16 protein-coding genes are annotated in these 25,451 nt (G+C 75.4%); 14 read left to right on the forward strand and 2 right to left on the reverse strand.

Going from position 1 to position 25,451, the window contains the following annotated elements; genetic code table 11:
• Positions 1–2,421, reverse strand: coding sequence for an EAL domain-containing protein (locus AB0K00_RS41820; RefSeq protein WP_363533154.1), 2,421 nt, complete (start codon positions 2,419–2,421; stop codon positions 1–3).
• 154 nt (positions 2,422–2,575) lie between these two features.
• Between AB0K00_RS41820 and AB0K00_RS41825 the strand changes: the two genes are divergently transcribed.
• Both AB0K00_RS41825 and AB0K00_RS41830 read left to right on the forward strand, forming a co-directional pair.
• On the forward strand, positions 2,576–3,208 hold the full coding sequence (locus AB0K00_RS41825) for a D-alanyl-D-alanine carboxypeptidase family protein (protein WP_363533157.1): 633 nt from the start codon (positions 2,576–2,578) through the stop codon (positions 3,206–3,208).
• Positions 3,205–5,205, forward strand: a complete 2,001-nt coding sequence (locus AB0K00_RS41830) for an ATP-binding protein (protein ID WP_363533160.1) — start codon at positions 3,205–3,207, stop codon at positions 5,203–5,205. The genes AB0K00_RS41825 and AB0K00_RS41830 overlap by 4 nt, the downstream gene beginning before the upstream one ends.
• A 12-nt stretch (positions 5,206–5,217) precedes the next feature.
• Here the strand turns inward: AB0K00_RS41830 and AB0K00_RS41835 are convergent, their stop codons facing one another.
• Positions 5,218–5,391, reverse strand: coding sequence for an MbtH family protein (locus AB0K00_RS41835; protein ID WP_363533163.1), 174 nt, complete (start codon positions 5,389–5,391; stop codon positions 5,218–5,220).
• 139 nt (positions 5,392–5,530) lie between these two features.
• Between AB0K00_RS41835 and AB0K00_RS41840 the strand changes: the two genes are divergently transcribed.
• The 12 genes from AB0K00_RS41840 to AB0K00_RS41895 form a co-directional block, all read left to right on the forward strand.
• Positions 5,531–6,208 (forward strand): iron-containing redox enzyme family protein, encoded by a 678-nt coding sequence (locus AB0K00_RS41840; protein ID WP_363533166.1) that lies wholly within the window; start codon positions 5,531–5,533, stop codon positions 6,206–6,208.
• Positions 6,209–6,217: 9 nt separating this feature from the next.
• Positions 6,218–7,462 (forward strand): cytochrome P450, encoded by a 1,245-nt coding sequence (locus AB0K00_RS41845; protein WP_363533168.1) that lies wholly within the window; start codon positions 6,218–6,220, stop codon positions 7,460–7,462.
• A 95-nt stretch (positions 7,463–7,557) separates the two neighbouring features.
• Positions 7,558–14,424, forward strand: coding sequence for an amino acid adenylation domain-containing protein (locus tag AB0K00_RS41850; protein WP_363533171.1), 6,867 nt, complete (start codon positions 7,558–7,560; stop codon positions 14,422–14,424).
• A gap of 137 nt (positions 14,425–14,561) precedes the next feature.
• Positions 14,562–16,547 (forward strand): hypothetical protein, encoded by a 1,986-nt coding sequence (locus tag AB0K00_RS41855; protein ID WP_363533174.1) that lies wholly within the window; start codon positions 14,562–14,564, stop codon positions 16,545–16,547.
• Between the two features lie 23 nt (positions 16,548–16,570).
• Positions 16,571–17,935, forward strand: coding sequence for an NAD(P)-binding domain-containing protein (locus tag AB0K00_RS41860; protein WP_363533177.1), 1,365 nt, complete (start codon positions 16,571–16,573; stop codon positions 17,933–17,935).
• Complete coding sequence (locus tag AB0K00_RS41865) at positions 17,932–18,912, forward strand: NAD-dependent epimerase/dehydratase family protein (protein ID WP_363533179.1); 981 nt, start codon at positions 17,932–17,934, stop codon at positions 18,910–18,912. The genes AB0K00_RS41860 and AB0K00_RS41865 overlap by 4 nt, the downstream gene beginning before the upstream one ends.
• Positions 18,909–19,337 (forward strand): ester cyclase, encoded by a 429-nt coding sequence (locus AB0K00_RS41870; protein ID WP_363533182.1) that lies wholly within the window; start codon positions 18,909–18,911, stop codon positions 19,335–19,337. Before AB0K00_RS41865 ends, AB0K00_RS41870 begins: the two co-directional genes overlap by 4 nt.
• The gene (locus AB0K00_RS41875; protein ID WP_363533185.1) at positions 19,327–21,024 is read left to right on the forward strand and encodes a CocE/NonD family hydrolase; all 1,698 of its coding nucleotides are present in this window, start codon (positions 19,327–19,329) and stop codon (positions 21,022–21,024) included. The genes AB0K00_RS41870 and AB0K00_RS41875 overlap by 11 nt, the downstream gene beginning before the upstream one ends.
• Before the next feature lie 21 nt (positions 21,025–21,045).
• Entirely contained in the window at positions 21,046–22,263 is a 1,218-nt protein-coding gene (locus tag AB0K00_RS41880) for an FAD-dependent oxidoreductase (protein WP_363533188.1), read from the forward strand.
• Between the two features lie 15 nt (positions 22,264–22,278).
• Positions 22,279–23,421 carry an alpha/beta hydrolase gene (locus tag AB0K00_RS41885; RefSeq protein ID WP_363533191.1) on the forward strand — a complete coding sequence of 381 codons (1,143 nt, stop codon included), beginning with the start codon at positions 22,279–22,281 and terminating at the stop codon, positions 23,419–23,421.
• A gap of 120 nt (positions 23,422–23,541) precedes the next feature.
• A complete protein-coding gene (locus AB0K00_RS41890) occupies positions 23,542–24,438 on the forward strand; it encodes an SDR family NAD(P)-dependent oxidoreductase (protein ID WP_363533194.1) in 897 nt (298 codons plus the stop codon).
• 99 nt (positions 24,439–24,537) lie between these two features.
• On the forward strand, positions 24,538–25,451 hold a 914-nt coding region (locus AB0K00_RS41895; protein WP_363533197.1), incomplete at its 3' end, for a beta-ketoacyl synthase N-terminal-like domain-containing protein.

Below are 25,451 nucleotides of genomic sequence, written 5' to 3' on the forward strand. Positions count from 1 at the left end.
TCACGCCGCCGCGGGTTGCCGGGACTGGCGGAGCGCGAGCGCGTCAGGCAGCATCGGGCGGGCGTAGTGGTACCCCTGGGCGTAGCGGTAGCCGAGGCGCTGCAGCTCGGCGGCCTGCTCCGCGGTCTCCACGCCCTCGGCGACGGCGCGCAGGTGCAGGCCGTTGCTGATGTCGATGAGGGCGGCGGCGATGACCGCGTGCTCGCCGCCGTGGGTGACGGTGTCGACGAACGACTTGTCGACCTTCAGCAGGTCCACCGGGCAGGTGCGCAGCAGCCCGAGCGACGAGTGGCCGGTGCCGAAGTCGTCGAGGGCCACGGTCACCCCGAGGGCCTTGAGGGCGTGCAGCTCGTCGACGGCGGCGCCGCCGTCGAACACCGCGGTCTCGGTGACCTCGACGGTCAGGTGCCGGGCCGGCAGGCAGGTGCGGCGCAGGATCGCGGCGACGTCGGCGGCGAACCCGGCCTCGCGCAGCTGCCGGGCCGAGACGTTCACGCTGACGGTCTCCGGTGCGGCCGCGCCGAGCTCCCGGCGCCACCGCACGGCCTGCGCGCACGCCTCGGCCAGGATCCAGCCGCCGAGCGGGACGATGAGACCCGTGCGCTCGGCGGCGGGGATGAACTCGACCGGCGGGATCGGGCCACGCTCCGGGTGGTTCCAGCGGATGAGCGCCTCCACGCCGTAGAGACTGCCGTCGACGATGTCGACGATCGGCTGGTACACCAGGTGCAGCTGACCGGTGTCCAGCGCGGTGCGCAGGTCGGCGGCGACCCTGGCCTGCTCGGCGCCGCGCTGGTCCATGGCGCACGTGTAGACGCGGAAGCGGCCCTTGCCCTGGTTCTTCGCCTCGTACATCGCCACGTCGGCGCGGCGCAGCAGCTCCGCCGCGGTGTCGGCGGGGCGGGCCGCGGCCAGGCCGATGCTGGCCTCCACGACGAGGTCGTGCCCGGCGCAGCGCAGCGGCTGGCGCAGCGACGTGGCGATGGCGGTCAGGGTCCGCTCGTGCGCCGCCTGGTCGGTGCCGTGCAGCAGCAGCGCGTACTCGTCGCCGCCGAGCCGGGCGACGGTGCTGCCGGCCGGCACCCGCGCGACGAGGACCGCCGCGACCGCCTGCAGCAGCGCGTCGCCGACGGCGTGGCCGAGCTCGTCGTTGATGCCCTTGAAGTTGTCCAGGTCGATGACCGCGACGCTGACCCCGGCACCGTCGCGGGCCTCGTCGGCGTGCAGCGCCGCGGTCGTGGCGTCGCCGAACACGGTGCGGTTCGCCAGTCCCGTGAGCCCGTCGTGGCTGGCCTGGTGCGCGAGTTGGCGTTGGTACGTGTGCAGGTCGCGCACCCGGGAGTCGAGCTGCTCCACCAGCCGGGCGTTGTCCTGCAGCCGGGCGTCGAGCTGCTGGAGCAGGGCCGCGTTGTCGCGCAGCGCGATGATCTGCCGGGCGGCGACGAGCACGGTGACGGTGATCGCGCCGGCCGCGACGACGACGTTGTCGGGGGAGCCCTGGATCGAGGACAGCAGCAGCAGCCCGCCGGTGGCGACGACCGCGGCGTACGGCATGACGCTCAGCCGCCGCCCCGGCGGCCGGTCGGGGGCGGGTGCGGCGCCCGCGGCCCGCAGCTGCCGGTCCGCGGCCAGGCACAGCACCAGACACGTCGCCGGCAGGATCAGGTGCGCGGTGTTGAGGTGCGGGCGGGACGCCAGCAACGGCGCGAGCGACCCGCCGCCCGCGCCGACGGCGCCGCTGAGCGCGAGCAGGTGCAGCGCCCGCCGGTCGATCGGGCCGGTGCCGGAGAACGCGACCTTGACGAACGCGAAGACGCAGATGAAGCCGCCACCGACGACGGACAACGCGGACCACGTGTCCCCGGCGCTGCCCGCGAACCACGTCTCCCACCGCGGGTACACCAGGTGCCAGGAGAACGTCAGCGTGGTGACGATGACGGTGGCGATGTCCAGGCCGAACCGCGTCCAGGCGCCGCCGGTGCGGCGGGTGCCGGGGATGCGCAGCAGGCCGATCATCATGACCAGCAGCCCGCTGAGGTAGATGGCCGAGGTCACCCCGCTGACGTGCTGGTTGCGGTCGGTGCCGATGAGGTTGTCGCGGGCGTTGCTCATCGCGCCGCACCCCACCAGCACCAGGCCGACACTCACGTACCGCCAGAACGTCCTGGGGGTGGGCCCGCCACGCGCGCCGCCGGCCCGCCACGAGCTGACCGCGGCGACGGGGACGCTGACGAGCAGCGTCGCCCAGCCCAGCAGCGACGGCGTCCGGTAGACCAGCCCGACCCCGAACCACAGCGCCGCCAGCACCACCAGGGCGCCGGCCACCGCGAGCGGTCCGGTCATCCGCAACGGCACCACCTCGCCACCGGCCGCCGGGCGGGCAGACGTGTCCCGCACGACGGTGGGTTCCGTGACGCTCATGGCCGCACCATCGGCCCGGGCCGGCCCGGCATGAGCGCCCGCCCGGGTGCGAACGGTGCGTTTCCGCACCCGTCGTTCTGAGTGCGGGTACTCACCGGCAGATGGGTGCCGTGACTCAGGACCCGGCGGTGGCACGACCGGCATCGTCCTTGGCATGCCGCACACCATCACCGACCGCAGCACCGGCCCCGCCCGTACCGCGCCCACCCGGCTCTCGACCGGACGGCGGCGCGACGGGGTGTACCGGCGGATCACCCGGACGCTCGCGGTCGTGCTGGTCCCGGCGGCCTGGGTGACCGCGCCCGGGCGCGCACGGCACACAGCGTGCCAGTGGGCGCTCGCGGCGCGGTTCCCGGCGGAGAACCTCGACGGGCTGACGGCCGCCACGCGGGCCGCGTTCGAGGCGGCCCGGACCGAGGCGCTGTGGCGTGACGGTGAGCTGATCGGGCTCACATCGGGCTACCGCGACCCGGTGGAGCAGGCCCGGCTGTTCCGGCGGGCGGTGGCCCGCGAAGGGTCGGTCGTCGCGGCGTCGCGGCGGGTGCTGCCGCCGTACGCGTCCCGGCACGTGGCCGGGACCGCGCTGGACGTCCGCCCGGTCGAGGGCGCGCGGTGGCTCGAACGGCACGGCGACCGGCACCGCCTCTACCGCACCTACGACAACGAGTGGTGGCATTTCGAGTACCGGCCGGACGGCCGCCCGGTCCGGCTGCCGCACTCCGGTCTCCTGCACCTCGCGGCCGTCGTCGATGCCCGGATCGGTGCCGGGCCGGCGGATCGGCGATGATCTCCGGCGTGGACAAGCTGTCGCCTTCGCTGCGCGGCGCGACCGTGGCGGCGGGACTGGCCGCCGCGGCACTGCTGGCGGTGCCGGTGCGCGGACGGGGCAGCGCACCGCTGCTGCTGGACCTGCCGCTGCAGACGCGGCCGGTCGGCGTGTCCGGCGTCGTGGACACCGTCGCGGCGGTCGCGGCGCCGGTCGCCGCCGTAGTCGTCGGCCTGCTCGCGGTCCGCCGGTGGCCGTGGCTGCTGTCCGCCGCGGCGCTGCTCACGCTGGTGTCGACGCTGTACGTCGTCGCCGGCGTGAGCCTTCCCGAGACGTTTGTCGCGGTGCTGTCCGCCGCCCGGCCGCTGGCGGTCATCGGCGTGTTCGCCGCCGCCCAGTCGCTGATCCGGTCCGGGGAGACCCGGCTCGGCGCGGTCGTCGCCGGGGCCGGCATCGGCGCCGCCATGGTGGGCTCCGCCGCGGCGACGGGGCAGTGGTGGTGGAGCCCTCAGGGCGGGTACGCCGACTGGCCGGTGGCCCTTGCCGTCGCCGCCCTCGCGGGCGTGGCCCCGGCGGCGTGGCTGCTGCGCGGCGGCGACGCCGCCGTCCGGCCGGCGGAGCCGGGGAGCCGGGGCCGGCGGGTGCGGCTGGTGGTGGCCGGCGGTCTGGCGGTCGCCGTCGCGGTGCCGCTGGGGATGCTGACCACCGAGCGGCTCGCGGTGCTCATCGGCGTTTCGCAGAGCGCACTGAACCGCCATCAGTACGCTCAGACGGCGGTCATCGGCGCGATCGCGCTGGCCGTCGTCGCCGTACTGACCGCCACGACCGGGCCGTGGTCGCTCGGCGGCGCGCTGACCGTGGCAACGGTCCAGGTCGCGGCGGCGGCCCCGCTGCTGCTGGCGGCGATGACGATGCGGGGGCACTTCTCGTCGTGGCTGTCCGTCCTCGCCGGGCTGGCCCTGGGCCTGACGCTCGCCGCGAGCCGATGGCGCTTCCCCCTCGCCGCCGCGGCCGCGGTGGCCGCCGCGGTGGCGCTGCTCATCGCGTACGTGGCGACGACCGGCCATCCCGAGAAGCTCGCCAACCAGGACAGCGTCACCCCGGCGGTGCTGATCGCGGTGCTCGTCACCGCGGCGGCGACCGCTGTCGTCGGCGCGAGCACGACGGCGCTGGCCCCCGCGGGGATCGTGCCGGCCGCCCTCGGCCCGCTGGCCGGCATGCTGGCGGTCAGCGGCCTGCAGACCGTCGACTCGACCTACTTCCGCGGTGGCGGAGGCTGGTGGAGCTCCGCCGTCTCCGCCCATCTGGGCGTCTCAATCTGGCTGCTGCTCGCCGTCGCGGCCGCGGTCGGCGGCCTCGGCCTGGCCCGGCAATGGGCCGACCGGCGGGCCGAACGCCGCCTCGCCGAGCAGATCCGGCGCGAGGCCGCCGAGGCGGAGCGCAACCGGCTGGCCCGCCCGATCCACGACGGCGTCCTGCAGGTCCTCGCCCTCGTCCAGCGGCACGGCGCCGAGCTCGGCGGCACCGGCTCGGAACTGGCCGCGCTGGCCGGTGAGCAGGAGTTCGCGCTGCGCAGCCTGCTCAGCGGCGGCGCGCCCACCCCGCCCGACGGCGGGAAGCGGGCGGTCTCCGACGACCTGCGCACGACGCTGACCGCCCTCGCCTCCGCCACGGTCGAGGTGGCGGCGCCGGCCGCTCCGGTGCCGCTGCCGCAGCCGGCGGCGAGCGAGGTGACGGCCGTGGTCGAGGCGGCCCTGGACAACGTGCGCCGGCACGCCGGGCCGGACGCGCGGGCCTGGGTCCTGCTGGAGGACGAGGGCGACGGGGTACGGGTCACGGTCCGCGACAACGGTGCCGGCTTCGAGCCCGCCCGGCTGGCCGAGGCGGCCGGCGAGGGCCGGCTCGGCGTCGCGCAGTCGATCCGCGGCCGGGTCGCGGACCTGGGCGGCACCATCGACATCTTCAGCCGCCCGGGACAGGGCACCGAGGTCGAGTTCTGGGTGCCCCGCAAGCGCTGAGCGGGGCCCGCGTCACCGGAGGCTTCTGGGGCGCATGTCCGTCCAGTGCTCCTCCACGTAGGCGACGCACTCGTCGTGGCCGCCGCCGTCGAACACCACCCGCCAGCCGGCGGGGACGTCGAGGTCGGCGGGCCACAGCGAGTGCTGCTCCTCGTCGTTCACCAACACGCGGTACCGCCCGGTCATCGCCGCTCCCTTCGTAGTGCCGTCACCATCGTGCACCGCGCCGCTGAAGCCGGGCTTGTTCTGTGGCAAGGGTGTCTTTAGCCGCCGTGGCTAGGCTTCCGGCGTCCGATGCCGTCAGGAAGCCCGCGAGGAGACAGCAATGGCCGAGGCCGAGCTCTTCAAGCAGCTCGACGATGTGGTGGCCGAGGGGTGGCACCGCATCCACAATGGACCGTTCTTCAGCTACGTCCGCGAGCACGCCGCGGACCGGGAGCTGTACCGCCGCACGATGTGGGAACTGTGGCACTACATCCAGCACAACCCGCTGAACCAGGCGGTCGCGGTGCTCGGTGCGCCGCCGCGCCGCACGCACCTGGTCCGGTATGCGGTGGAGCACGCGATGGAGGAGATCAGCCACGAGAAGATGATCGAGCACGACCTGCGCGCGGTCGGGCTGCTCGACGAGGCGATGTACGACGCCGTGCCGCTGCCGGCCACCCAGGCGTTCATCGCGTACCTGTACTACGTGAGCCTCACCCAGGGTGCCGTGCCGCGCATGGGGTACAGCTACTGGGCCGAGAGCGCCTACGACCACATCGGCGAGCTGCTCGGCAAGTGCCGCGCCGAGCTCGGCCTCACCGACCGCGAGCTGAGCTTCTTCGTCGCCCACTCGACGATCGACCAGAAGCACAGCAAGGAGGTCGAGGACGCGCTGCGCCGCCACGCGGTCACGCCGCAGCAGCAGGCGCAGGTGATCGAGGTGGCCCGCACGTCGCTGTACCTGAACGAGGCCATGCTCGCCGGTGTCCTCGAGCGGTACCTCGCGGACCGCGGCTAGGACCCGGCCGTGTCCACCGATACGTTCGCGCCGGCCGACACCGCCCGCGGCTGCCCGGTCGCGCTGCCCACGACCCGGACCGACCCGTTCGACCCGCCGCCGGAGCTGGCCGCGCTGCGCGCCGAGGCCCCGGTCACCCGGGTCGCGCTGCCCGCGGGCGGCTGGGCGTGGCTGGTGACCCGGCACGCCGACGTGGCCCGGCTGCTGCGCGACGAGCGGCTCAGCGCCGACCCGACCCGGCCCGGCTTCCCGTTCGTGCGGCCGGGCCTGCGGGCCGCCGCCCGGCAGGAGCACCGGGCCGGGCAGTTCCTGCGGATGGACGCGCCGGAGCACGGCCGCCTGCGCCGGCTGCTCACCGGGGACTTCACGCTGCGGGCGGTCCGGCGGCTGGAGCCGGACATCGCCGGCATGATCGACGCGCTCATCGACGGCCTGCAGGCCGGGGACGGGTCCGCGGACCTCGTCGCCGAGTTCGCGTTCCCGCTGACCTCGCAGGTGATCTGCCGCCTGCTCGGCGTGCCCTACACCGACCACGAGCAGTTCCAGGGCCGCAGCCGGGAGCTGTTCTCCCGGCGGCACAGCGAGGCCGACACCGCCCGGTTCGCCGCGCAGCTGCAGCAGTACATGGGCGCGCTCGTGGACGCCAAGGCCGCCGCGGCGGACCCGGGCGACGACGTCATCGGCCGGCTCGTGCGCCGGCACCTGCGCGGCGGGGAGGTCGAGCGGGACGAGATCGTCGGGATCGCGTTGCTGCTGCTGGTCGCCGGGCATGAGACCACGGCCAACATGATCGGCATGGCGCTGCTGACCCTGCTCGCCCACCCGGATCAGCTCGAACGGATCCGCGCCGACGAACGGCTCGCCGAACCGGCGGTCGAGGAGCTGCTGCGCTACCACACGATCGTCCACTTCGGAGTGCCCCGCGTCGCGACGGCCGAACTGACCGTCGCCGGGCAGGTCATCCGGCCCGGCGAGGGCGTCCTGGCGCTGCTCGCCGCGGCCAACCGCGACCCCGCCGTGTTCGCCGACCCGGACGCGTTCGACCCGCACCGCGAGGCGCGGCACCACCTCGCGTTCGGCTTCGGCGCGCACCAGTGCCTCGGCCAGCAGCTGGCCCGGGCCGAGCTGCGCCTCGCCCTGCTCGGGCTGGTGCGCCGCCTGCCGGGCCTGCGCCTCACGGTGCCCGCCCGGGAACTGGCCTACCGCACCGACATGGCGACTTACGGGGTGCACGCGCTGCCCGTGCGCTGGTAGCCCGCGAAGCCCGGCGCACGAAGCGCGGCCGATGCAACCCGGCCCATGCAACCCGGCCCACGACCACGCTCGACCAGCAACCTACGGAGCGTCCCGTGACGATCGTCTCTGACCGTCCGCCGCCGGCCGGCCCGCACCCGGACCCCGATCCGGGTGCGGACCCCGCTGCGCATTCCGGCGCCGGCGCCTGGCTGCCGCTGACCGCGGCCCAGCGCGGCATCTGGCTCGCCGAGCAGGTCGACGGCGCCGCCGCCCGGCGCGAGATCGCCCAGTTCTTCGACATCCGCGGCCCGCTCGACCACGGCCGGATGCGGGAGGCCCTGCACCGCGTCATCGCCGAGACCGACGCGGTGCGGGTCCGCTTCGCCGTCGTCGCCGGCGAACCCGTGCAACTGCCCGGCGCGGCCGAGCCGGTCCCGCTGCCCGTGGTCGACCTGCGCGCCGCCCGCGACCCGCAGGCGGCCGCGCACGACTGGATGGCCGCCGACCTGGCCCGCCCGCTCGACCTCGCCGCGGGCCGGCTCGCCGCCGCCGCGCTGCTGCGCCTCGGCCCTCGCCGGCACTTCTACTACCAGCGCGTGCACCACCTCGCCCTGGACGGCTACGGCGCCGCGCTGCTGGTCGACCGGCTCACCGAGCTGTACCACGGCGGGTCGCCGCGCCGGTTCGGCGCGCTCGCCGACCTCGTCCGCGAGGACGCCGCCTACCGCCGCTCGGCCGCGTTCGACCGGGACCGCGACTACTGGCTCGGGCGTTACGACGAGCCGCCGGTCCCGGTCAGCCTCGACGGCGGGGACACCGTCGCCGGCGCAGGCGGCCGCGCCGCCCCCGACGGCCTCGCCGTCGACCTCGCCGGCTTCGGTGTGCGCGCCCACCCGACGGTGTGGCTGACCGCCGGCCTCGCCGCCTACCTGCACCGCGTCACCGGCGCCACCGACCTGGTGATCGAGCTGCCGGTGACGGCCCGCACCACGCCCGCCGCCCGGGCCACGCCGGCGATGCTGTCCAACATCCTGCCCCTGCGCCTCACCGTCCGCCCCGGCGAGCCAGGGTCGGCGCTCACCGGTGCGGTGGCGGCCGAGATCCGGGCGGCGCTGCGGCATCAGCGGTACCGGCTGGAGGACCTCCGCGCCGCCGTCGCCCGCTCCGGCGAGCCGGCCGGCCCGGCCGTGAACGTGCTGCCCGAGCCGCCCGGCCCGCAGCTGCCGGGCGTGACGATGCAACGGCACGTCCTCACCACCGGGCCAATCCGCGACCTCGCGTTCGTCGGGCGGGTCGACGCCGCACGGGGCCGGGTGCTGCTGCAGGCCGAGGCCGACGACCGGCGGTACCGCCCCGAGCTCCTCGCCGCGCACCAGCGCCGCCTGCAGCGGGTCATCCGCCAGCTCGGCACCGACCCGCAACGCCCGGTCGGCCGCCTCGACGTGCTGCTCCCCGGCGAACGCCGCCGCCTCGTCGCCGGCTGGAACGCGACCGCCCGCCCGGTGCGCCCGGACACCCTCGCCGCGGTGCTGGCCGCGCAGGCCGCCCGCACCCCGCACGCCGCCGCCGTCGTCTCCGACGCCGGCACCCTCACCTACCGGGACCTGCACGGCCGGGCGAACGCCCTGGCGCGGCGCCTGATGCGGGCCGGCGCCGGCCCGCACACCGTCGTGGCCGTAGCCCTGCCGCGCTCCGCCGAGCAGATCACCGCCGTGCTCGCCGCCGTGCTCACCGGCGCCGCGTACCTTCCGGTCGACCTGGAACACCCGCCCGCCCGGATCGCGGCGCTGCTCGCCGACGCCCGCCCGGTCTGCATCGTGTCCACAGTGGACCCCCGGGTCGGCGTGCCGTGCGTGCCGCCGGACGGCAGCCACGACGACCGGCCGGTCACCGACGCCGAACGGCTCACCCCGCTGCGGCCCGGGCACCCCGCGTACGTCATCTACACGTCCGGCTCCACCGGCCGGCCGAAGGGCGTCGTCCTGCCCGGCGCCGCCCTGACCAACCTCCTCGCCTGGCAGCGCGGCACCCTGCCCGGCGGCCCCGGCACGGTCACCGCCCAGTTCGCCCCGATCGGCTTCGACGTCGCCGCCCAGGAGCTGATCCTGGCCCTCGGCACCGGCCGGTGCCTCGCCGTGCCCGCCGAGGCGCTGCGCCGCGACCCGGCCGGGCTGCTGCACTGGCTGGCCCGGCACCGGGTCAACGAACTGTTCGCACCCAACCTGGTCCTGGAGGCCGTCGGTGCGGCCGCCGCCGAGCACGGGGTGCCGCTGCCCGACCTCACCGACGTCGTGCAGGCCGGTGAGGCGCTCGTGCTGACCCCGGCCGTGCGGGCCCTGTCCCGCGGGCGGCGGCTGCACAACCAGTACGGACCGACCGAGACCCACGTGGCGACCGCCGAACTCGTCGACGGCGCGACCGACCGGCCGCCGATCGGGCGGCCCGTGCCGAACATGCGCGCCTACGTCCTCACCGACCGGTTCGACCCCGTCCCGGCCGGCAGCGTCGGCGAACTGTTCCTGTCCGGCGTCCAGCTCGCGACCGGCTACTGGCAGGGGCCCGGGCGCACCGCCCAGCGGTTCCTGCCGTGCCCGTTCGGCCCGCCCGGCACCCGCATGTACCGCACCGGCGACCTCGCCCGCTGGCGCGGTGACGGCGTCCTGGAGTACCTCGGCCGCGCCGACCACCAGGTCAAGCTCAACGGCTACCGGATCGAGCCCGCCGAGGTCGAGGCCGCCCTCGCCGCGCACCCGCGGGTCGCCGCCGCCGCCGCGATCGTCCGCGAGGACCGCCCCGGCCGGCGCCGCCTCGTCGCCTACGCCGTCACCACCGAGCCCGGCCGCGAGCTGCGCACCTACCTGCGCGAGCGGCTGCCCCGCTTCATGGTCCCCGCCGCCGTCGTCCCGGTGGCGGCGCTGCCGCTGACCCGCAACGGCAAGCTCGACCGCGCCGCCCTGCCCGCCCCCGACGACGCCGACCCGCCCGCCCGGGCCGCCCGCGGCGGCACCGAGGCCCTGCTGTGCGGCCTCTTCGCCGAACTGTTCGGCCTCGACGAGGCCGGCCCCGACGACGACTTCACCGCCCTCGGCGGCGACTCCCTGCTCGCCGTGCGGCTCGTCGCCCGGATCCGCGCCGTCGCCCGGCTCGACGTGCCGGTCCGGGCCGTCTTCGACCACCCGGCCGTCGCCGACCTCGCCAGGGTCCTCGACGCCGCCGGCACCGGCGCCCCGGCACCGGTCCGCCCCGTCACGCCCCGGCCCGCCCGGGTGCCGCTGTCGGCGACCCAGACCCGGCTGTGGTTCCTCGCCGGCCTCGACGAGGGGCACACCGCGACCGCCTACAACATGCCGGCCGTCTACCGGGTCGAGGGGCCGCTGGACGTGCCCGCGCTGCGCCGCGCCGTCGCCGACCTCGCCGCCCGGCACGAGGTGCTGCGCACGGTCTTCCCGCAGGACGAGCACGGGGTGCCGTACCAGTCGGTGCGCCCCAGCGGCCCGCAGCTGTCCGTCCGCCCGCCGGCCCGCTCCGCCCTGGCCGAGGCCCGCGCCCTCGCCGGGCACCGCTTCAACCTGCGCGACGAGCCGCCGATGCTGGTCCGGCTGATCCCCGACGGGCCGGACCGGCACCTGCTCGTCGTCGTCCTGCACCACATCGCGGCCGACGGCTGGTCCGTCGGGCACCTGCTGCGCGACCTCGGCACCGCCTACGCGGCCCGCGTCACCGGCCGCGAGCCGGACTGGGCGCCGCTGCCCGTCCAGTACGCCGACTACGCCCTGTGGCAGCGGGCCGGCGAGGGCGGCGAACGGGTGGCGCGGCAGCTGCGCTACTGGACCGCGACCCTGGCCGGGCTGCCCGAGCACACCGGCCCGCGCACCGACCGGCCCCGCCCGCCCGTGCCGACCGGCGCCTCCGCCCGGGTGCCGGTGCCGATCGACGCGGAACTGCACGCGCGGCTGCGGACCCTGGCCCGGGAGGCCGGCGCGACCCTGTTCGTGGTGCTGCACGCGGCGTTCGCGGCGATCCTGACCCGGTTCGGCGCCGGCACCGACACCGCCGTCGGCGTCCCGGTCGCCGGGCGCACCGACCCGGCCGTCGACCTGCTCGTCGGCCCGTTCATCAACACCCTCGTGCTGCGCGCCGACACCGGCGGCGACCCGTCGTTCCGGGAGCTCCTGGCCCGGGTCCGGGAGGTCGACCTGACCGCCCTCGCCCACGAGGACGTGCCGTTCGAACGGGTCGTCGAGGCCGTCAACCCGGCCCGCTCCGCCGGCCGGCACCCGCTGTTCCAGACGTTCCTGGCGCTGCGCCCGGCGCCACCCCCGGCCGGGCTCGCCGGACTCACCGTGACCGAGGTCGCGCTGCGGGCCGGGCCGGCCAAGTTCGACCTGTCGCTCACCTTCACCGAACAGGCCGGCGGCGGGGTCGCCGGGACGCTGGACTACGCCACCGACCTGTTCGCCGCCGGCACCGCCGAGGCGATCGCCGGGCGGCTGCTGCTCCTGCTGCGCCGCGCCACCGCCGAACCCGACCGTCCACTGCGGACGCTGGACCTGCTCGCACCGGGGGAGCGGCACCGGCTCCTGCACGACTGGGCCGGCGCCGAACGCCCGGCGCCGCAACTGGCCCGGCTGTTCGCCGCGCCGGTGCGCCGCAACCCGTACGCCACGGCCGTCGCATGGCCCGGCGGCGCCTGGACCTACGCCGAGCTCGACGAGCGGGCCGCCCGGGTCGCGGGCCGCCTGCGCCGCCGCGGCGTGCGCCCGGAGACCGTCGTCGCGGTGAGCCTGCCGCGCTCGCAGCACCTGCTGGCCGCGATCCTCGGCGTGCTGCGGGCCGGCGCCGCCTACCTGCCGCTCGACCCGGACCTGCCCCCCGCCCGGCGGGCCGAACTGCTCGCCGACGCCCGGGTCACCCACGTCATCGACCGCGCCGACCCCGTCGTCGACGCCGTCGCCGCCCCCACCGCCGGCCGGGCCGAGCCGGTCGCCGAACCACCGCCCGGCAGCGCCGCCTACGTGCTGTACACCTCCGGCTCGACCGGACGGCCGAAGGGCGTCGTGGTGACCCGGGGCGGCCTGGCCAACTACCTCGCCCACGTCCGGGACCGCTACGACGGCCTCGCCGGGACCGCCGTCCTGCACGCCTCGCCCGGCTTCGACGGCACCGTCACGTCGCTGCTCGGCCCGCTCGTCAGCGGCGGCACCGTCCGGGTCGCCGAGCTGGCCGACGCCGACCGACCCTCGTTCGTCAAAGGCACCCCGAGCCACCTGGCGCTGCTCGCCGAGCTGCCCGCGACCGCGCAGCCGACCACCCAGCTCGTCCTGGGCGGCGAGGCCCTGCACGGCGCCGACCTGCGCGACTGGGCCCGCCGCCGGACCGGGGCCGCCGTCGTGAACTCCTACGGCCCGACCGAGACCACCGTCGCCTGCGCCGACCACCGGCTCGACCCCGCCGACCTCGACGCCGAACGGATCCCGATCGGCCGGCCCATCCCCGGCAACCGGCTGTTCGTCCTCGACGAACAGTTCGCGCCCGTGCCGCCCGGCGTGGCAGGCGAGCTGTTCGTCGCCGGCACCCAGGTCGCCCGCGGCTACCTGCACCGCCCCGGCCTCACCGCGCAGCGCTTCCTGGCCTGCCCGTTCGGCCCGCCGGGCCGGCGCATGTACCGCACCGGCGACCTGGTCCGGCACCGCGCCGACGGCGTCCTGGAGTACCTCGGCCGCCTCGACGACCAGGTCCAGGTCCGCGGCGTGCGGGTCGAGCCCGGCGAGGTCCGCGCCGCGCTGCTGGCCCACCCGGCGGTCACCGGCGCCGCCGTCGTCGCGCACGGCGCCACCGCCGCCACCCGCCGCCTGATCGCCTACGCCACACCGTCCACAGTGGATCCCGTAGGGCTGCGGGCGCACCTGGCCGCCCGGCTGCCGGCGCAGCTCGTCCCGGACGCGGTCGTGCCGCTCGCCACGCTGCCGATGACCGCCAACGGCAAGCTCGACCGCGCCGCCCTGCCCGCCCCGGTCGTCGCGGGCGGCGCGCCGGTGTCCCCGGTCGGCCTGCAGGCCGTGCTGTGCGCGCTGTTCGAGGAGGTCCTCGGGGTGCGCGGGGTCGGCGCCGGCGACGGGTTCTTCGACCTCGGCGGGCACTCCCTGCTCGCCGTGCGGCTGGTGACCCGGCTGCGGGCGATCCTCGGCACCGACGTGCCGGTCCGGCTGATCTTCGAGGCGTCCTCCGCCGCCGCGCTCGCCGAGCGCCTCGGCACCGACGCCCGCACCGCCGGGCTGGAGATGCTGCTGCCGCTGCGCCCGACCGGGGGCCGCCCGCCGCTGTTCTGCGTGCACCCGTCCGGCGGCCTCGGCTGGGCCTACGCCGGGCTGCTGCCGCACCTCGACCGCGGCTGGCCGGTGTACGGCCTGCAGGCCCGCGGCCTGGCCCGGGCCGAACGGCTCCCGGAGACGGTCACGGAGATGGCCGCCGACTACGTCGCCCAGATCACCGCCCGGCAACCGTCGGGCCCGTACCACCTGCTCGGCTGGTCACTCGGCGGGCTGCTCGCCCACGAGATGGCGGTGCAGCTGCGGGCCGCCGGGGCCGAGCTGGCACTGCTCGCGCTGCTGGACGCCTACCCCGTGCGCCGCACGCCCGCCGACGACGACGCCGCGGTCGGGCGGCGGCTCCGCGACGCCGTGCAGGCCGGGCTGGCCGGCGCGGGCTCCGACCGGCGGCTGCTCGGGCGGGTCCGCGCGGTCGCCACCCACGGGATGCGGGCCGCCCGCACGTTCACCCCCGGCCGGTACGACGGCGACGTCGTGTTCTTCGACGCCGCCCAGGACCGCGCCCCGGGCGCCCCGGACGCGTCGTCGTGGCGACCGTACGTCACCGGACGCATCGACGTGCACCGCCTCGACTGCACCCACTTCACGATGCTGGAAGGAGCCGCCGTGCGCACCGTCGCCGGTGTGCTGGGGCGTATCTCAGCAAGCTGACTCATGCAGGACTGGATATCGTGGTCATATGGTCATATGGTGTGAGTGTGGCCGGGGGTGATGGTGTACGGAGACGCGGACCGAGCAAGGCCGCGCCGTGGCGGTATGACGGGCCGTTGTCGGTATTGCGACTCCCGTTGGACGTGCATGATCCGCAGGTGCGGCGGCATATGGAGCGGGTGTTCGCGGCAGCGTTTTGTGTGCGACGTGCGGTGCAACGCGATGCGCGTGCCCGTGTCGGCGTGTACTGGGCGGCACATCGAGAACGGGCTGCCGCAGGACCGGCAGCGGTGCGGGATCGGCTCGGTCTGACTCGGGCGGGTTTGGAGCATGCCGCGTACCGGCATGTGGAGGCGGCTGCGCATCTGCGTCGTCATCTGACAAAGGCCATGGCAATGCATCTGGCCGATGGGGTGTGGCGGGCGGTGGATCGACACCTGTTCCCGGATGCGTCCGGGTGCCGGCACGGGCTGCTGCGGGTGGGTGGTCGGTGGGAGTTCGGGACGATTCCGGGTCGGGCGCGGTCGCATACAAGGGCCCGGAAGTGGGAGACGTGGCGGCTAGTGGGGTCCCTGGCCGGGCATCGGGCGGTGTTCGATCGGGGTGGCCGGTTGTGGCAGCCACGGCGGATGCCCGCCGTGACCCCCAATGCGGACGGCCGGCCGGTGCGGTCGTGGTGGGATCACTACGGCGCGCTAGCTGTCGTCCTGACCGGCACTGGCGCCCAGGATCTGGTGCTGCCGGTCCGGCTGCCGCAGGGCCCGGGCCGCGGGCCGGTGCTGGAGCACTACCTGGCCGACCCGGACCATTGGCACAAGGTAGATGTGGTCCGGCACCGTGACCCGGGCGCTGTTGGGGGCTGGCGGTATGAGGCGCACCTGATGATTCTCGGATCCGGGCACACCTCACCGGCGATGGCGGCGCGCCGGGCAGCGGCGGCGGGTCTGCGGCGGCGGGGTGGCGTGGACGTCAACGTGTCCAACCTCGCCGTCGTCTCCGTCCCCATCCACCCAGAACTGCCCGGCGACTACAAGGGCAATGATGGTGGGCTGCGGGCCACCCGTATCGCCAGCACCGGTCCCGACGCCGACCGGCTGGCAGTGGAGCGGTTGCGGCAGCGGCGCCGAAACCGCGCTTTGCAACGCTCCCGTCGTAGCGGTAACCCTACCCAGTACCAACTGTCTGCCCGGCAGCAGCGGCGGGCCGACCGGCGTCACGCCGCGGGCCTGCCGGCGGTGCAGGTGCCGACGCCGGGCGGGCCACGGCTGGCGAACACGGCCGGTGTCCCGGTGCGGTCGTACCGCCGCGACCACCTGTCCAACGGCTACCAGCGGCTCCGCGCGCGTGCCGCCGCCGCAGGTGAGGCCCGCACCATGACCGGCAGGACTCGTGCCCGGATCATCGCCGCCGACCTTGTCGCTGTGCACGGCGCGAATCTCGTTGTCGAGGCTGGCGACCTGCGCGTGTGGGCGCGGCGGTGGGGTCGCGGCATGTACGCGTTCACTCCCGGCATGCTCGTGACCGCCCTGGACCACGAAACCACAAAGACCGCTGCCATGGCCCCATGGACCGGGGTGCCCCGTGGAAGCGGGCTGGTTCGGGCTGGAACCCGACACACTGCCTGGACCCAGCACTGCCTTTGCGGGATCCGTGTCCCCAAGACCCTCTGCAACCGCCGGCACACGTGCCCGGGGTGCGGCCTCGCCGGCGACCGCGACCTCGTCGCAGCGCTGGTCGGCGCGCACACTGTACTGACCGAGCCGGGCACCCCGAGTTCGGCTCGCATCGACTGGACCCACGCACACGCCACCCACACCATCCTCGGCGTGGACACGATCAACCAGGGGCTGCAAGGAGCCCTGACCGAGTCAACCGGACACCACCGTCCCCACCAGTACAGCGCTGGAGGACGGCCGCAGCGCAGCACCCAGCGTTCCACACGGGATGGCGGGTGCCGGCGTGCTCGGCGAAGTACCGGCACGGTGCTCCCGACAACCCCGGACGAGACCCACACAGCACCACCGTGCGGGACCACACCGGAACGACGAGACGCACACCCCGGACTGCGGCATGACTGCGGGCGCCAAACCCAAAGTATGAAGCAGGTCTTAGGCTCCCTTTAGCGGGCTTGCGCATCGTCGGTGGCGTGCCTGACACCTCATCGCCCGGCGGCCCCCGGGTCTGCGTCATCGGGGCCGGCGCCTGTGGCCTGGCGGCCGCACAGGTGCTCAAGGAGCGGGGCATCCCGTTCGACGTCTACGAGCACGGCTCCGACCTCGGAGGCCAGTGGCGGTTCGGCAACGACAGCGGCACCTCCGCCGTCTACGACTCGATCGAGCTGAACAGCTCCAGCGTGATGAGCGGCTTCCCGAAGCTGCCGATGCCCGCGTCGTACCCCACGTTCCCCGGTCACGCGCAGATGCTGGACTACCTGGAGCGCTACGCGGGCCATTTCGGGTTGCGCCCGCACATCCGCTTCCGCACCCGGGTCGTCGGGGTCCACCCGGCGGCCGGCGGCGGTTACGACGTCAGCACCGCCGGCGGCGGTCCGGAGGTCACCCGCCACTACGACGCCGTCGTCGTCGCCTCCGGCTTCCACTGGGACCCGAAGCCGACCCCGACGGTGCGCGGACAGTTCTCCGGCCGGCAGCTGCACAGCAAGGAGTACAAGACGCCGGAGGGCATGGAAGGCCGGCGGGTGCTCGTCGTCGGGTTCGGCAACACCGCCTGCGACGTAGCGACGGAGCTGTCCGGCATCGCGGAGCGGGTGGTGATGAGCGTGCGCCGCGGCTTCTGGGTCACGCCGAAGCTGTACGGCAGCCGCCCCCTCGACCGCTTCAACCCGTTCCTCGCCAGGTATGTGCCGATGGCGCTGCAGAGCGTCCTGCTGACCGCGATGCTGTGGGCGAAGCAGGGCAGCTTGGCCCGCTACGGGCTTCCCGACCCTGACCATTTGGTCCTGCGCACCCACCCGGCGACCTGCGAGGGGTTCCTGCCGGCGGTGCGGGCCGGGCGGATCGCGGTGCGGCCGGCGGTGGAACGCTTCGACGGCGACCGGGTGTCCTTCGCCGACGGGACCGCCGAGGAGTTCGACACCATCCTGTGGTGCACCGGGTTCCGGTTCAGCTTCCCGTTCCTGCCGCCGTCGCTGACGCCCGTGATGACCGGCCCGATGCGGCTGTTCCGGCGGATCGTCATGCCGGGCCGGCCGGGGCTGTACTTCCTCGGTTTCGTCAAGCCGCTCAGCGCCATCACCGTGCAGGCCGAGGCGCAGGCCGAGTGGATCGCCGACCTCATCGACGGCACCACGGTCCTGCCGGGCCCCGACGACCTGGCCGCCGAGATCGCCGCGGACGAGCGACGGGTCCGCCGCCGGTACACGGCCACGCCCCGGCTCACCGTCGAGATCGACTGGTACCGGTACCTCAAGCAGCTGGCCCGCGACCGCCGGCGTCTCGCCGCGCCGGCCGGCATCAGATCCGAGACCGTCATGGAGGTGGCAGCGGTATGAGTATTCACGTCGTGGTCGGCGCGGGGCCGGTGGGCTCCGCGACCGCCCTGCTGCTGGCCGAGGCCGGCGAAGAGGTCCGGCTCGTCAGCCGGCGCGGGCGCGCCCCGGAGCACCCGGGCATCGAGGCCGTGGCCGCCGACGCCGGCGCACCAGGGGTGCTGGACCGGCACACCGCCGGCGCGGCCGTCGTCTACAACTGCGCCAACCCCAGCGCATACCAGCACTGGGCGGCGCAGTGGCCGCCCCTCGCGGCCGCGATCCTCGGCGCCGCCGAACGGTCCGGTGCGGTCCTCGCCACCGTGTCCAATCTTTACGGCTACGGCCGCGCGACCGGCCCGCTCACCGAACAGACGCCGCTCGCGCCCACCGGCGGCAAGGGGCGGCTGCGCGCCGACATGTGGCTCGCCGCCGAGGCCGCGCACCGGGCCGGGCGGCTGCGCGCCGTCGAGGTCCGTTCGGCCGACTACTTCGGCCCCCGGGTCGAGGAGAGCGCCGCGGGGAAGATGCTCGTCCCGCGGGTGCTGCGCAACCGGCCCGGGATCGTCCTGGGCCGCACCGACCAGCCGCACTCCTACACCTACGTCGTCGACGCGGCGCGGACCCTCGTCCGGCTCGCCGCCGAGGAGTCCGCCTGGGGCCGCCCGTGGCACGTGCCCAGCCACCCGCCGATGACCCAGCGCGAGTTCGCCGAGCGGCTCTGCGCGGTCACCGGTGCCCGCCGCCCGCAGCTGATCACCGTCGGCCGGGGCGTGCGCCGCCTCGCCGGGCTGCGCAACCCGCGCATCCGCGAGTTCGAGGAGGTCGCGCACCAGGTCGAGGGGCCGTTCGTGCTGGACTCCTCCGCCTGCGCGCGACGCTTCGGGCTGCTGCCGACGCCCCTTGACGAGGCCCTGCACGCGACCGCCGCCTGGTGGCGCGGCACCCCCACGCAACCCGAGAAACCGTTGGTGAGCACCGGACTGGAGGCACGGACATGAGCAGGCACAAGGAGATCTGGGACCGCTGGATCGCGCTGTGGAACGGCGACCTGGCCGTCGCCGACGACCTGCTCGCCGACGAGCTGCGGGTCAACTCGCCGCGGTTGTCGCCGGCGGTCGACCCGTCGCAGATCCGCGACCGGGCCGGAGCCGTCGCCCTCATCGGTGGGGTACAGGCGATGGCGCGGCTGCGGTACGAGACCGTGATCGGCCCGATCGGCGACGGGGACCTCGTCAGCGGCGGCTGGGCGTTCAGCGGCACCTACAACGGCGGGATGCCCGGCGCGACGGCCGGACCCGGCACGCCGCTGACCAACACCGGCATCGACATCCTGCGCGTCGAGGACGGCAGGGTCGTCGAGTGGTGGAGCGCGGCGGAGAACTTGACCCTCCTCGCCACGCTCGGGCTCATCCATGTCGGTTGACGCGCCGGCGCCGACCAGCACCGGGCAACCCGCCCGCCGTCGCGGCGAGGCCCTCGCCGCGCGGCTGGCCGCCGGGCTCTGGCGGCTGCCGGCCGCGGGCACACCCGATGTTCGGGTGACGACCGGACTGCGGATCCCGATGCGCGACGGCGTCGAGCTGCTCGCCGACCGCTATGCGCCGTTGCACGGCAGCGGACTGCCGACCCTGCTGGTCCGCAACCCCTACGGCTGGCAGGTGCCGGTCGGCCTGCTCTACGGCCGCCTGTACGCCGAGCGCGGCTTCCAGGTGATCGTCCAGCGCTGCCGCGGCACGTTCGGCTCCGGCGGCCGCTTCGAGCCGTGGGCCGACGAGGCCACCGACGGCCAGGACACCGTGGAGTGGCTGCTGGCCCAGCCGTGGTGCGCCGGGGAGTTCGCGACGATCGGCCCGAGCTACCTCGCGTACACGCAGTGGGCACTCGGCCGCGACGGCACCCCGCCCGGACTCGGCGGCCAGGTCAGCCAGCTCGGCCCGCACGAGTACCGCGGGGTCGCGTTCCCCGGCGGCGCGTTCGCTCTCGACACCATGCTCGGCTGGGCCGCCCAGCTCACCCAGCGCAAGCGCGGGCCGGTCCGCGACCAGCTGCGGCAGCTCGCCGAACGGCGCCGGCTGACCCGGATCGCGTACCGCCGGCTGCCGCTCGCCGACAGTTACCGCACGGCGCTGCGCCGGGACATCCCGTACTTCGAGGAGTGGCTGCGCCACGGCGCGGCCGGCGACCCGTTCTGGGACCGCTTCGACCGCACCGCAGCGGTGGCCGCGGCGACGGCGCCGGTGCTGCTGCAGTCCGGCTGGCACGACGTGTTCCTGCCGCATGTGCTGGAGCAGTACCGGATCCTGCGGGCCGCCGGCCGCGAACCGGCCCTGACGATCGGCCCGTGGACCCACACCGGGCTGCTGCGCTCATGGCCGGAGCTGTTCGGCGACTCGCTCGACTGGCTGCGCGGCCGCTTCGGGCAGCCCGGCGCGGCCGGCCGCGGTGACCCGGTGCGGGTGTTCGTGCCGGGGGAGGACCGCTGGCGTGGCTACGGCGAGTGGCCGCCGCCCGGCATCCGGCAGCGGCCGTGGTACCTGCAGCCCGCCGGTGGGCTCGCCCCGGCCCCGCCGCCGCGCAGCCTCCCCGACGCCTACCGCTACGACCCGGCCCGCCCCACCCCTGCCGTCGGTGGCGCCTGGGTCGGGCCCGGCGCCGGCCCGGTCGACAACCGGCGCCTCGAACGGCGCGCCGACGTCCTGGTCTACACCGGCCCGGCCCTGGAGACCGACCTGCTCGTGACCGGCCCGGTCCGGGTCGAGCTGTACGCCTCGTCCAGCCGCCCGCACACCGACTTCTTCGCCCGGCTCTGCGACGTGTCCCCGTCGGGACGCTCGGTCAACGTCTGCGACGGCCTGGTCCGGGTCGGCCCGGACACCCCGGCCGACGTGGCTGGGGTCCGCTCCCTGACCATCCAGCTCGGCCACACCGCGTGGCGGTTCAAGGCCGGGCACCGGGTGCGGCTGCAGGTCTCCAGCGGCGCGCACCCGCGCTTCGCCCGCAACCCCGGCACCGGCGAACCCCTCGCCACCGCGACGACCCTGCTCGCCGCCGAGCAGAGCGTCCACCACGACCCCAGCTGCCCGTCCGCGCTGATCCTGCCCATCGCATGACTGTCTGAAGGAGGTGGCGCGATGACCGCCGAGATCCTCGACGCCGACGTGTGCGTCGTCGGTGCCGGGCCTGCCGGCCTGACCCTTGCCCTGCAACTGGTGCGGGCCGGCCGCGACGTCGTCGTGCTGGAGGCCGCCCGCCACTTCAACCGCACGTTCCGCGGCGAGTCGATCTCACCGGACTCGGTGTGGCTGCTCGACCAGCTGGGCCTGCTCGACCGGCTGCGCGGCGCCTACCTGCCGATCGAGCGGCTGGAGATCAGCGACGGCGGGCGGCGGGCGTTCGGGGTCGAGTTCGCGGACCTGCCGTACCGCTTCCCGGGCCCGATCGAACTGCCGCAGCCGGCGCTGCTGGCCGCGCTCGCCCAGGAGGCCGGCGCGCACCCCGGCTTCGTGCTGCGGACCCGCTGCGCCGCCGTGTCGCTGCTGGAGGACGGCGGGACGGTGACGGGCGTGCGGGCCAACGGGCCCGACGGCCCGGTCGAGGTGCGGGCCAGGCTCACCGTCGGCGCCGACGGCCGGTTCAGCAAGGTCCGGCAGATGGCCGGCCTCGAGGGTGTCCGTACGCCGCTGGAGCGCGACGTGGTCTGGTTCCGGCTGCCGCAGCCGCCTGGCTGGGACCCGGCCGCGCTGCGGGTGCGGCTCGACGGCGGCCGGCACGGGCTGTTCCTGCCCACCTTCCCCGACGACATCCGGGTCGGGCTGAACATCGCCAAGGGCGGCCTGAAGGCGCTGCGCGCCGAGGGTCTCGACGCCTTGCACCGGCGGGTCGACGCGCTCGCGCCGGAGCTGGCCGGGCCGGTCCGCGCCGCGGTGCGGCAATGGTCGGACACGACCCTGCTGGACATCTTCACCACCGTCCTGCCCGAGTGGGGCCGACCGGGTCTGGTCCTCATCGGCGACGCCGCGCACACCCTCTCGCCGATCCTCGGTCAGGGCGTCAACCACGCCGTCATCGACGCGATGGCCCTCGCCGACCTGGTGCCCGGCGCCGGACCCGACGTCCACCGGATCCTGCGGCTGCGCCGCCAGGACTCGATCCGGCGGGCCAGGTCCCTGCAGCTGCGCCAGGAACGGGCGTTCGCGCTCGCCGCCGCGCCCGCGGTCGCCCTGCGCGGGGCGCTGTACCGCCTCGTCGACCGCCGGCCCGCGGCCAAGCACCGCATCCTGGCCGGCGCCTTCTTCCAACTGCAGCCGCGCCTCGCGGGACCGGTGCGCGACCTGGTCGCGACGGCGTGACGAACGGAGGAACAGATGCACTCGGTGGCGGAGCTCAAGGAGTTCGCCGTCCTGCACGCGCGCGGGCAGGGGATGGCGGCCCGCGACGTACGCCGGATCCTGGCCCTCGTCGGCAACGACGAGCCCGGGCACCCGGACTCGTGGACGGCGGTGTGGCGGCGCGCCGGTGACGTCGAACGCGACCGGTGCCGGCCGCTGCACGCCTGCCGTGCCTACGCAATGGCCCGGTTCCCGTTCGCGGGCGACCCGTTCCGCGTCGCGGCGCAGGACGAATGCGTCCGCGCGTTCGACGCGTGGCGCCGCGACGGTACCGGCATCGAACGCCTCGAACTGGACCTGCCCGGCGGCAGCCTCGCCGCCTGGGCGACCGGGCTGGACACCGGCCGGCCGCTGCTGGTCGTGGTCGGCGGGATCGTCAGCGTCAAGGAGCAGTGGGCGCCCGTCCTCGCCCGGCTCGCCGCGTTCGGCCTGGCCGGCGTCGTCACCGAACTGCCCGGGGTAGGGGAGAACCGGCAGCGGTACGTGCCGGAGTCCGGCCGGATGCTCGGCGACCTCCTCGACCACCTGGCCGGCCGGGCCGACGTCACCGACACCTCCGTCCTCGCGCCCAGCTTCGGCGGGCACCTCGCGCTGCGGACCGCGGCCCGCGACCCCCGGATCCGCCGGGTGCTGACGGTCGGGCCGCCGGTTGCCGGGTTCTTCACCGACCGTTCCTGGCGCGCCCGCCTGCCGGAGCTGACCGTGCAGACGTTCGCCCACCTGGCCGGCGGCGACCCCTTCGGGCCCGACGGGTGGGCGCTGACGCCGGCCGAGCTGGCGGCCGTGCGGGTGCCGGTCGCGGCGGTGCTCAGCGGCCGCGACGAGATCATCCCGGCGGGTGACGCGGTGCTGCTGCGCCGGCACCTGCCCGACGCCCGGTTCCGGGTCTTCGACGACGTGCACGGCTCACCCGCGCACGTCACGGAGATGCGGCTGTGGCTGCTGCACACGATGCAGCGCCTGCGCGGCGCCGGCGGACCGGTCACGGCCGCGCTCGGGCTCGCCCTCGCCCTCGCCGGCCTGCGTCGCGCCGCCGCCCCGGCCGCGGATGAACGGCCGGGGGAGGCGCCACCGGCCGCCGCGCTCACCGTTCTCGCCGCCGGGAGCAGGGGTCGTTAGGGGTGCTTCTGCGGGGTGGCGGCTGCGTATGTTGCCACCGTGGGGATCGACGGTCGGCGTGATCGATCACGGCGCTTCGGCTCCACCGTATCCGTAACGGATGTGCCGGAGGAGCGCGACATGAAGAACCTGGTGATGACGGGCGGGAGCTCGGGACTCGGAGCCGTGACCCTGCAACGGGTCCGGGACTCCGGTGAGGCCCGGGTCCTGCTCGGGGTACGCGGTGTCGGGCCGGAGGGCGTGGAGGCCCCCCGGCTGGACCTGGCCCGGCTCGACAGCGTCCGCACGTTCGCCGCCGAGGTCGAGGAACGCCTCGGGACGGCCCGCATCGACGCCCTGGTGCTCAACGCGGGCGTCAGCCTGCACAGCGCCGACACCCGCACGGCGGACGGGTTCGAGACCACGTTCGCCGTCAACCACCTCGCCCACTACCTGCTGCTGCGGCTGCTCATGCCGCGGCTCGCCGCCGGCGCCGTGGTCACCCTGACCACCAGCGCCACGCACGACCCGGCGGCCAAGACGATCCTGCCTGTGCCCCGGCACGCGGACGCGCAGCTGCTCGCCCACCCCGACCAGGACCCCGGCCGCGACACCGACCCGCGCAAGGGCGGCGGCCGGGCGTACACCACCTCGAAGCTGTGCAACATCCTCACCGCGCGGGCCCTCGCGGCCTCGGCCGAGGCGCAGGAGAACGGCTGGCGGGTCGTCGCCTACGACCCGGGCCCGACCCCCGGCACCGGCCTGCTGCGCGAGACCCCGGCGCCCGTGCGGGCCTTCTGGGCACTGCTCGGCACTCCGCTGCGGGTCCTCTTCCCGCGCTTCAACAGCCGCGAGGCGGCCGGCGGCAACCTCGCCGACATCGCCCTCGGCCGGATCGAACCCCCGGCCGGTGAACTGCACGGCCGCGTGGTCCGCAACAAGCTCACCTGGCCCGCCCCGTCCGAGCTCGCGCTGAGCGACGACGCGATGGAGGCCCTCTGGCGCGACAGCGCCAAGCTCGTCGGCCTCTCCGACTGACTCCCGCTTGTCTCAAGACCCGCCCGGACCGGGCGGGTCTGGCCGCCGCATGCCCGTTTCCAGCGTCCGAACCGCGTCCACACAGCCACAGGGGAAGCCATGGACAACGCAAAGCTCGTCGAGGCACTGCGCGCCTCGCTGCTGGAGAACCGGCGGCTCAAGCAGGACGCGGAGGCGGCACGGGAGCCGATCGCGATCGTCGGCATCGGCTGCCGGTACCCCGGTGGCGTGCGCGGCGCGGACGAACTGTGGCGGCTGGTCGCGGACGGCGTCGACGCGATCGGCGACCTGCCCACCGACCGGGGCTGGGACCTGGCCGGGCTGTATCACCCGGACCCGGACGCGACCGGCCACACCTACGCCCGCCAGGGTGGTTTCCTGCACGACGCCGGCGTCTTCGACGCCGGCTTCTTCAATATCAGCCCCCGCGAGGCCCTGGCCATGGACCCGCAGCAGCGGCTGCTGCTGGAGACCGCGTGGGAGGCGTTCGAGGACGCCGCGATCGTGCCGGCGACGCTGCGCGGCACCCCGGTAGGGGTGTTCGTCGGGGTCATGTACGGCGACTACGGCGGCCGGCTCGGCACCCGCATTCCCGGCGAGGTCGAGGGGCTCGTCGGCACCGGCAGCGCCGGCAGCGTCGCGTCGGGCCGGCTGGCGTATACGTTCGGCCTCGAAGGACCGGCGGTCACCGTCGACACCGCCTGCTCCTCGTCACTGGTCACCCTGCACCTGGCCGCGCAGGCGCTGCGGGACGGCCAGTGCAACCTTGCCGTCGCCGGCGGGGTGACGGTGATGTCGAGCCCGGTCACGTTCATCGAGTTCTCCCGCCAGCGGGCACTGGCCCCCGACGGCCGCTGCAAACCCTTCTCCGCCGACGCGGACGGCACCGGCTGGGGCGAGGGCGTCGGCCTGGTCGTGCTGCAGCGGTTGTCGGACGCGCTCGCCCAGGGCCGCACCATCCACGCCCTCATCCGCGGCACCGCCACCAACAGCGACGGCGCCAGCAACGGCCT

It is taken from the genome of Dactylosporangium sp. NPDC049525, from assembly GCF_040676755.1.
Classification (GTDB): Bacteria; Actinomycetota; Actinomycetes; order Mycobacteriales; family Micromonosporaceae; genus Dactylosporangium.

Bases quoted from the DNA above. Each gene is read 5' to 3' on its own strand.
- AB0K00_RS41825 (WP_363533157.1), top strand. From the start codon at position 2,576: ATGCCGCACACCATCACCGACCGCAGCACCGGCCCCGCCCGTACCGCG.
- AB0K00_RS41865 (WP_363533179.1), top strand. From the start codon at position 17,932: ATGAGTATTCACGTCGTGGTCGGCGCGGGGCCGGTGGGCTCCGCGACC.
- AB0K00_RS41880 (WP_363533188.1), top strand. From the start codon at position 21,046: ATGACCGCCGAGATCCTCGACGCCGACGTGTGCGTCGTCGGTGCCGGG.
- AB0K00_RS41840 (WP_363533166.1), top strand. From the start codon at position 5,531: ATGGCCGAGGCCGAGCTCTTCAAGCAGCTCGACGATGTGGTGGCCGAG.
- AB0K00_RS41835 (WP_363533163.1), bottom strand. From the start codon at position 5,391: ATGACCGGGCGGTACCGCGTGTTGGTGAACGACGAGGAGCAGCACTCG.
- AB0K00_RS41870 (WP_363533182.1), top strand. From the start codon at position 18,909: ATGAGCAGGCACAAGGAGATCTGGGACCGCTGGATCGCGCTGTGGAAC.
- AB0K00_RS41875 (WP_363533185.1), top strand. From the start codon at position 19,327: ATGTCGGTTGACGCGCCGGCGCCGACCAGCACCGGGCAACCCGCCCGC.
- AB0K00_RS41890 (WP_363533194.1), top strand. From the start codon at position 23,542: ATGAAGAACCTGGTGATGACGGGCGGGAGCTCGGGACTCGGAGCCGTG.
- AB0K00_RS41830 (WP_363533160.1), top strand. From the start codon at position 3,205: ATGATCTCCGGCGTGGACAAGCTGTCGCCTTCGCTGCGCGGCGCGACC.
- AB0K00_RS41885 (WP_363533191.1), top strand. From the start codon at position 22,279: ATGCACTCGGTGGCGGAGCTCAAGGAGTTCGCCGTCCTGCACGCGCGC.
- AB0K00_RS41820 (WP_363533154.1), bottom strand. From the start codon at position 2,421: ATGAGCGTCACGGAACCCACCGTCGTGCGGGACACGTCTGCCCGCCCG.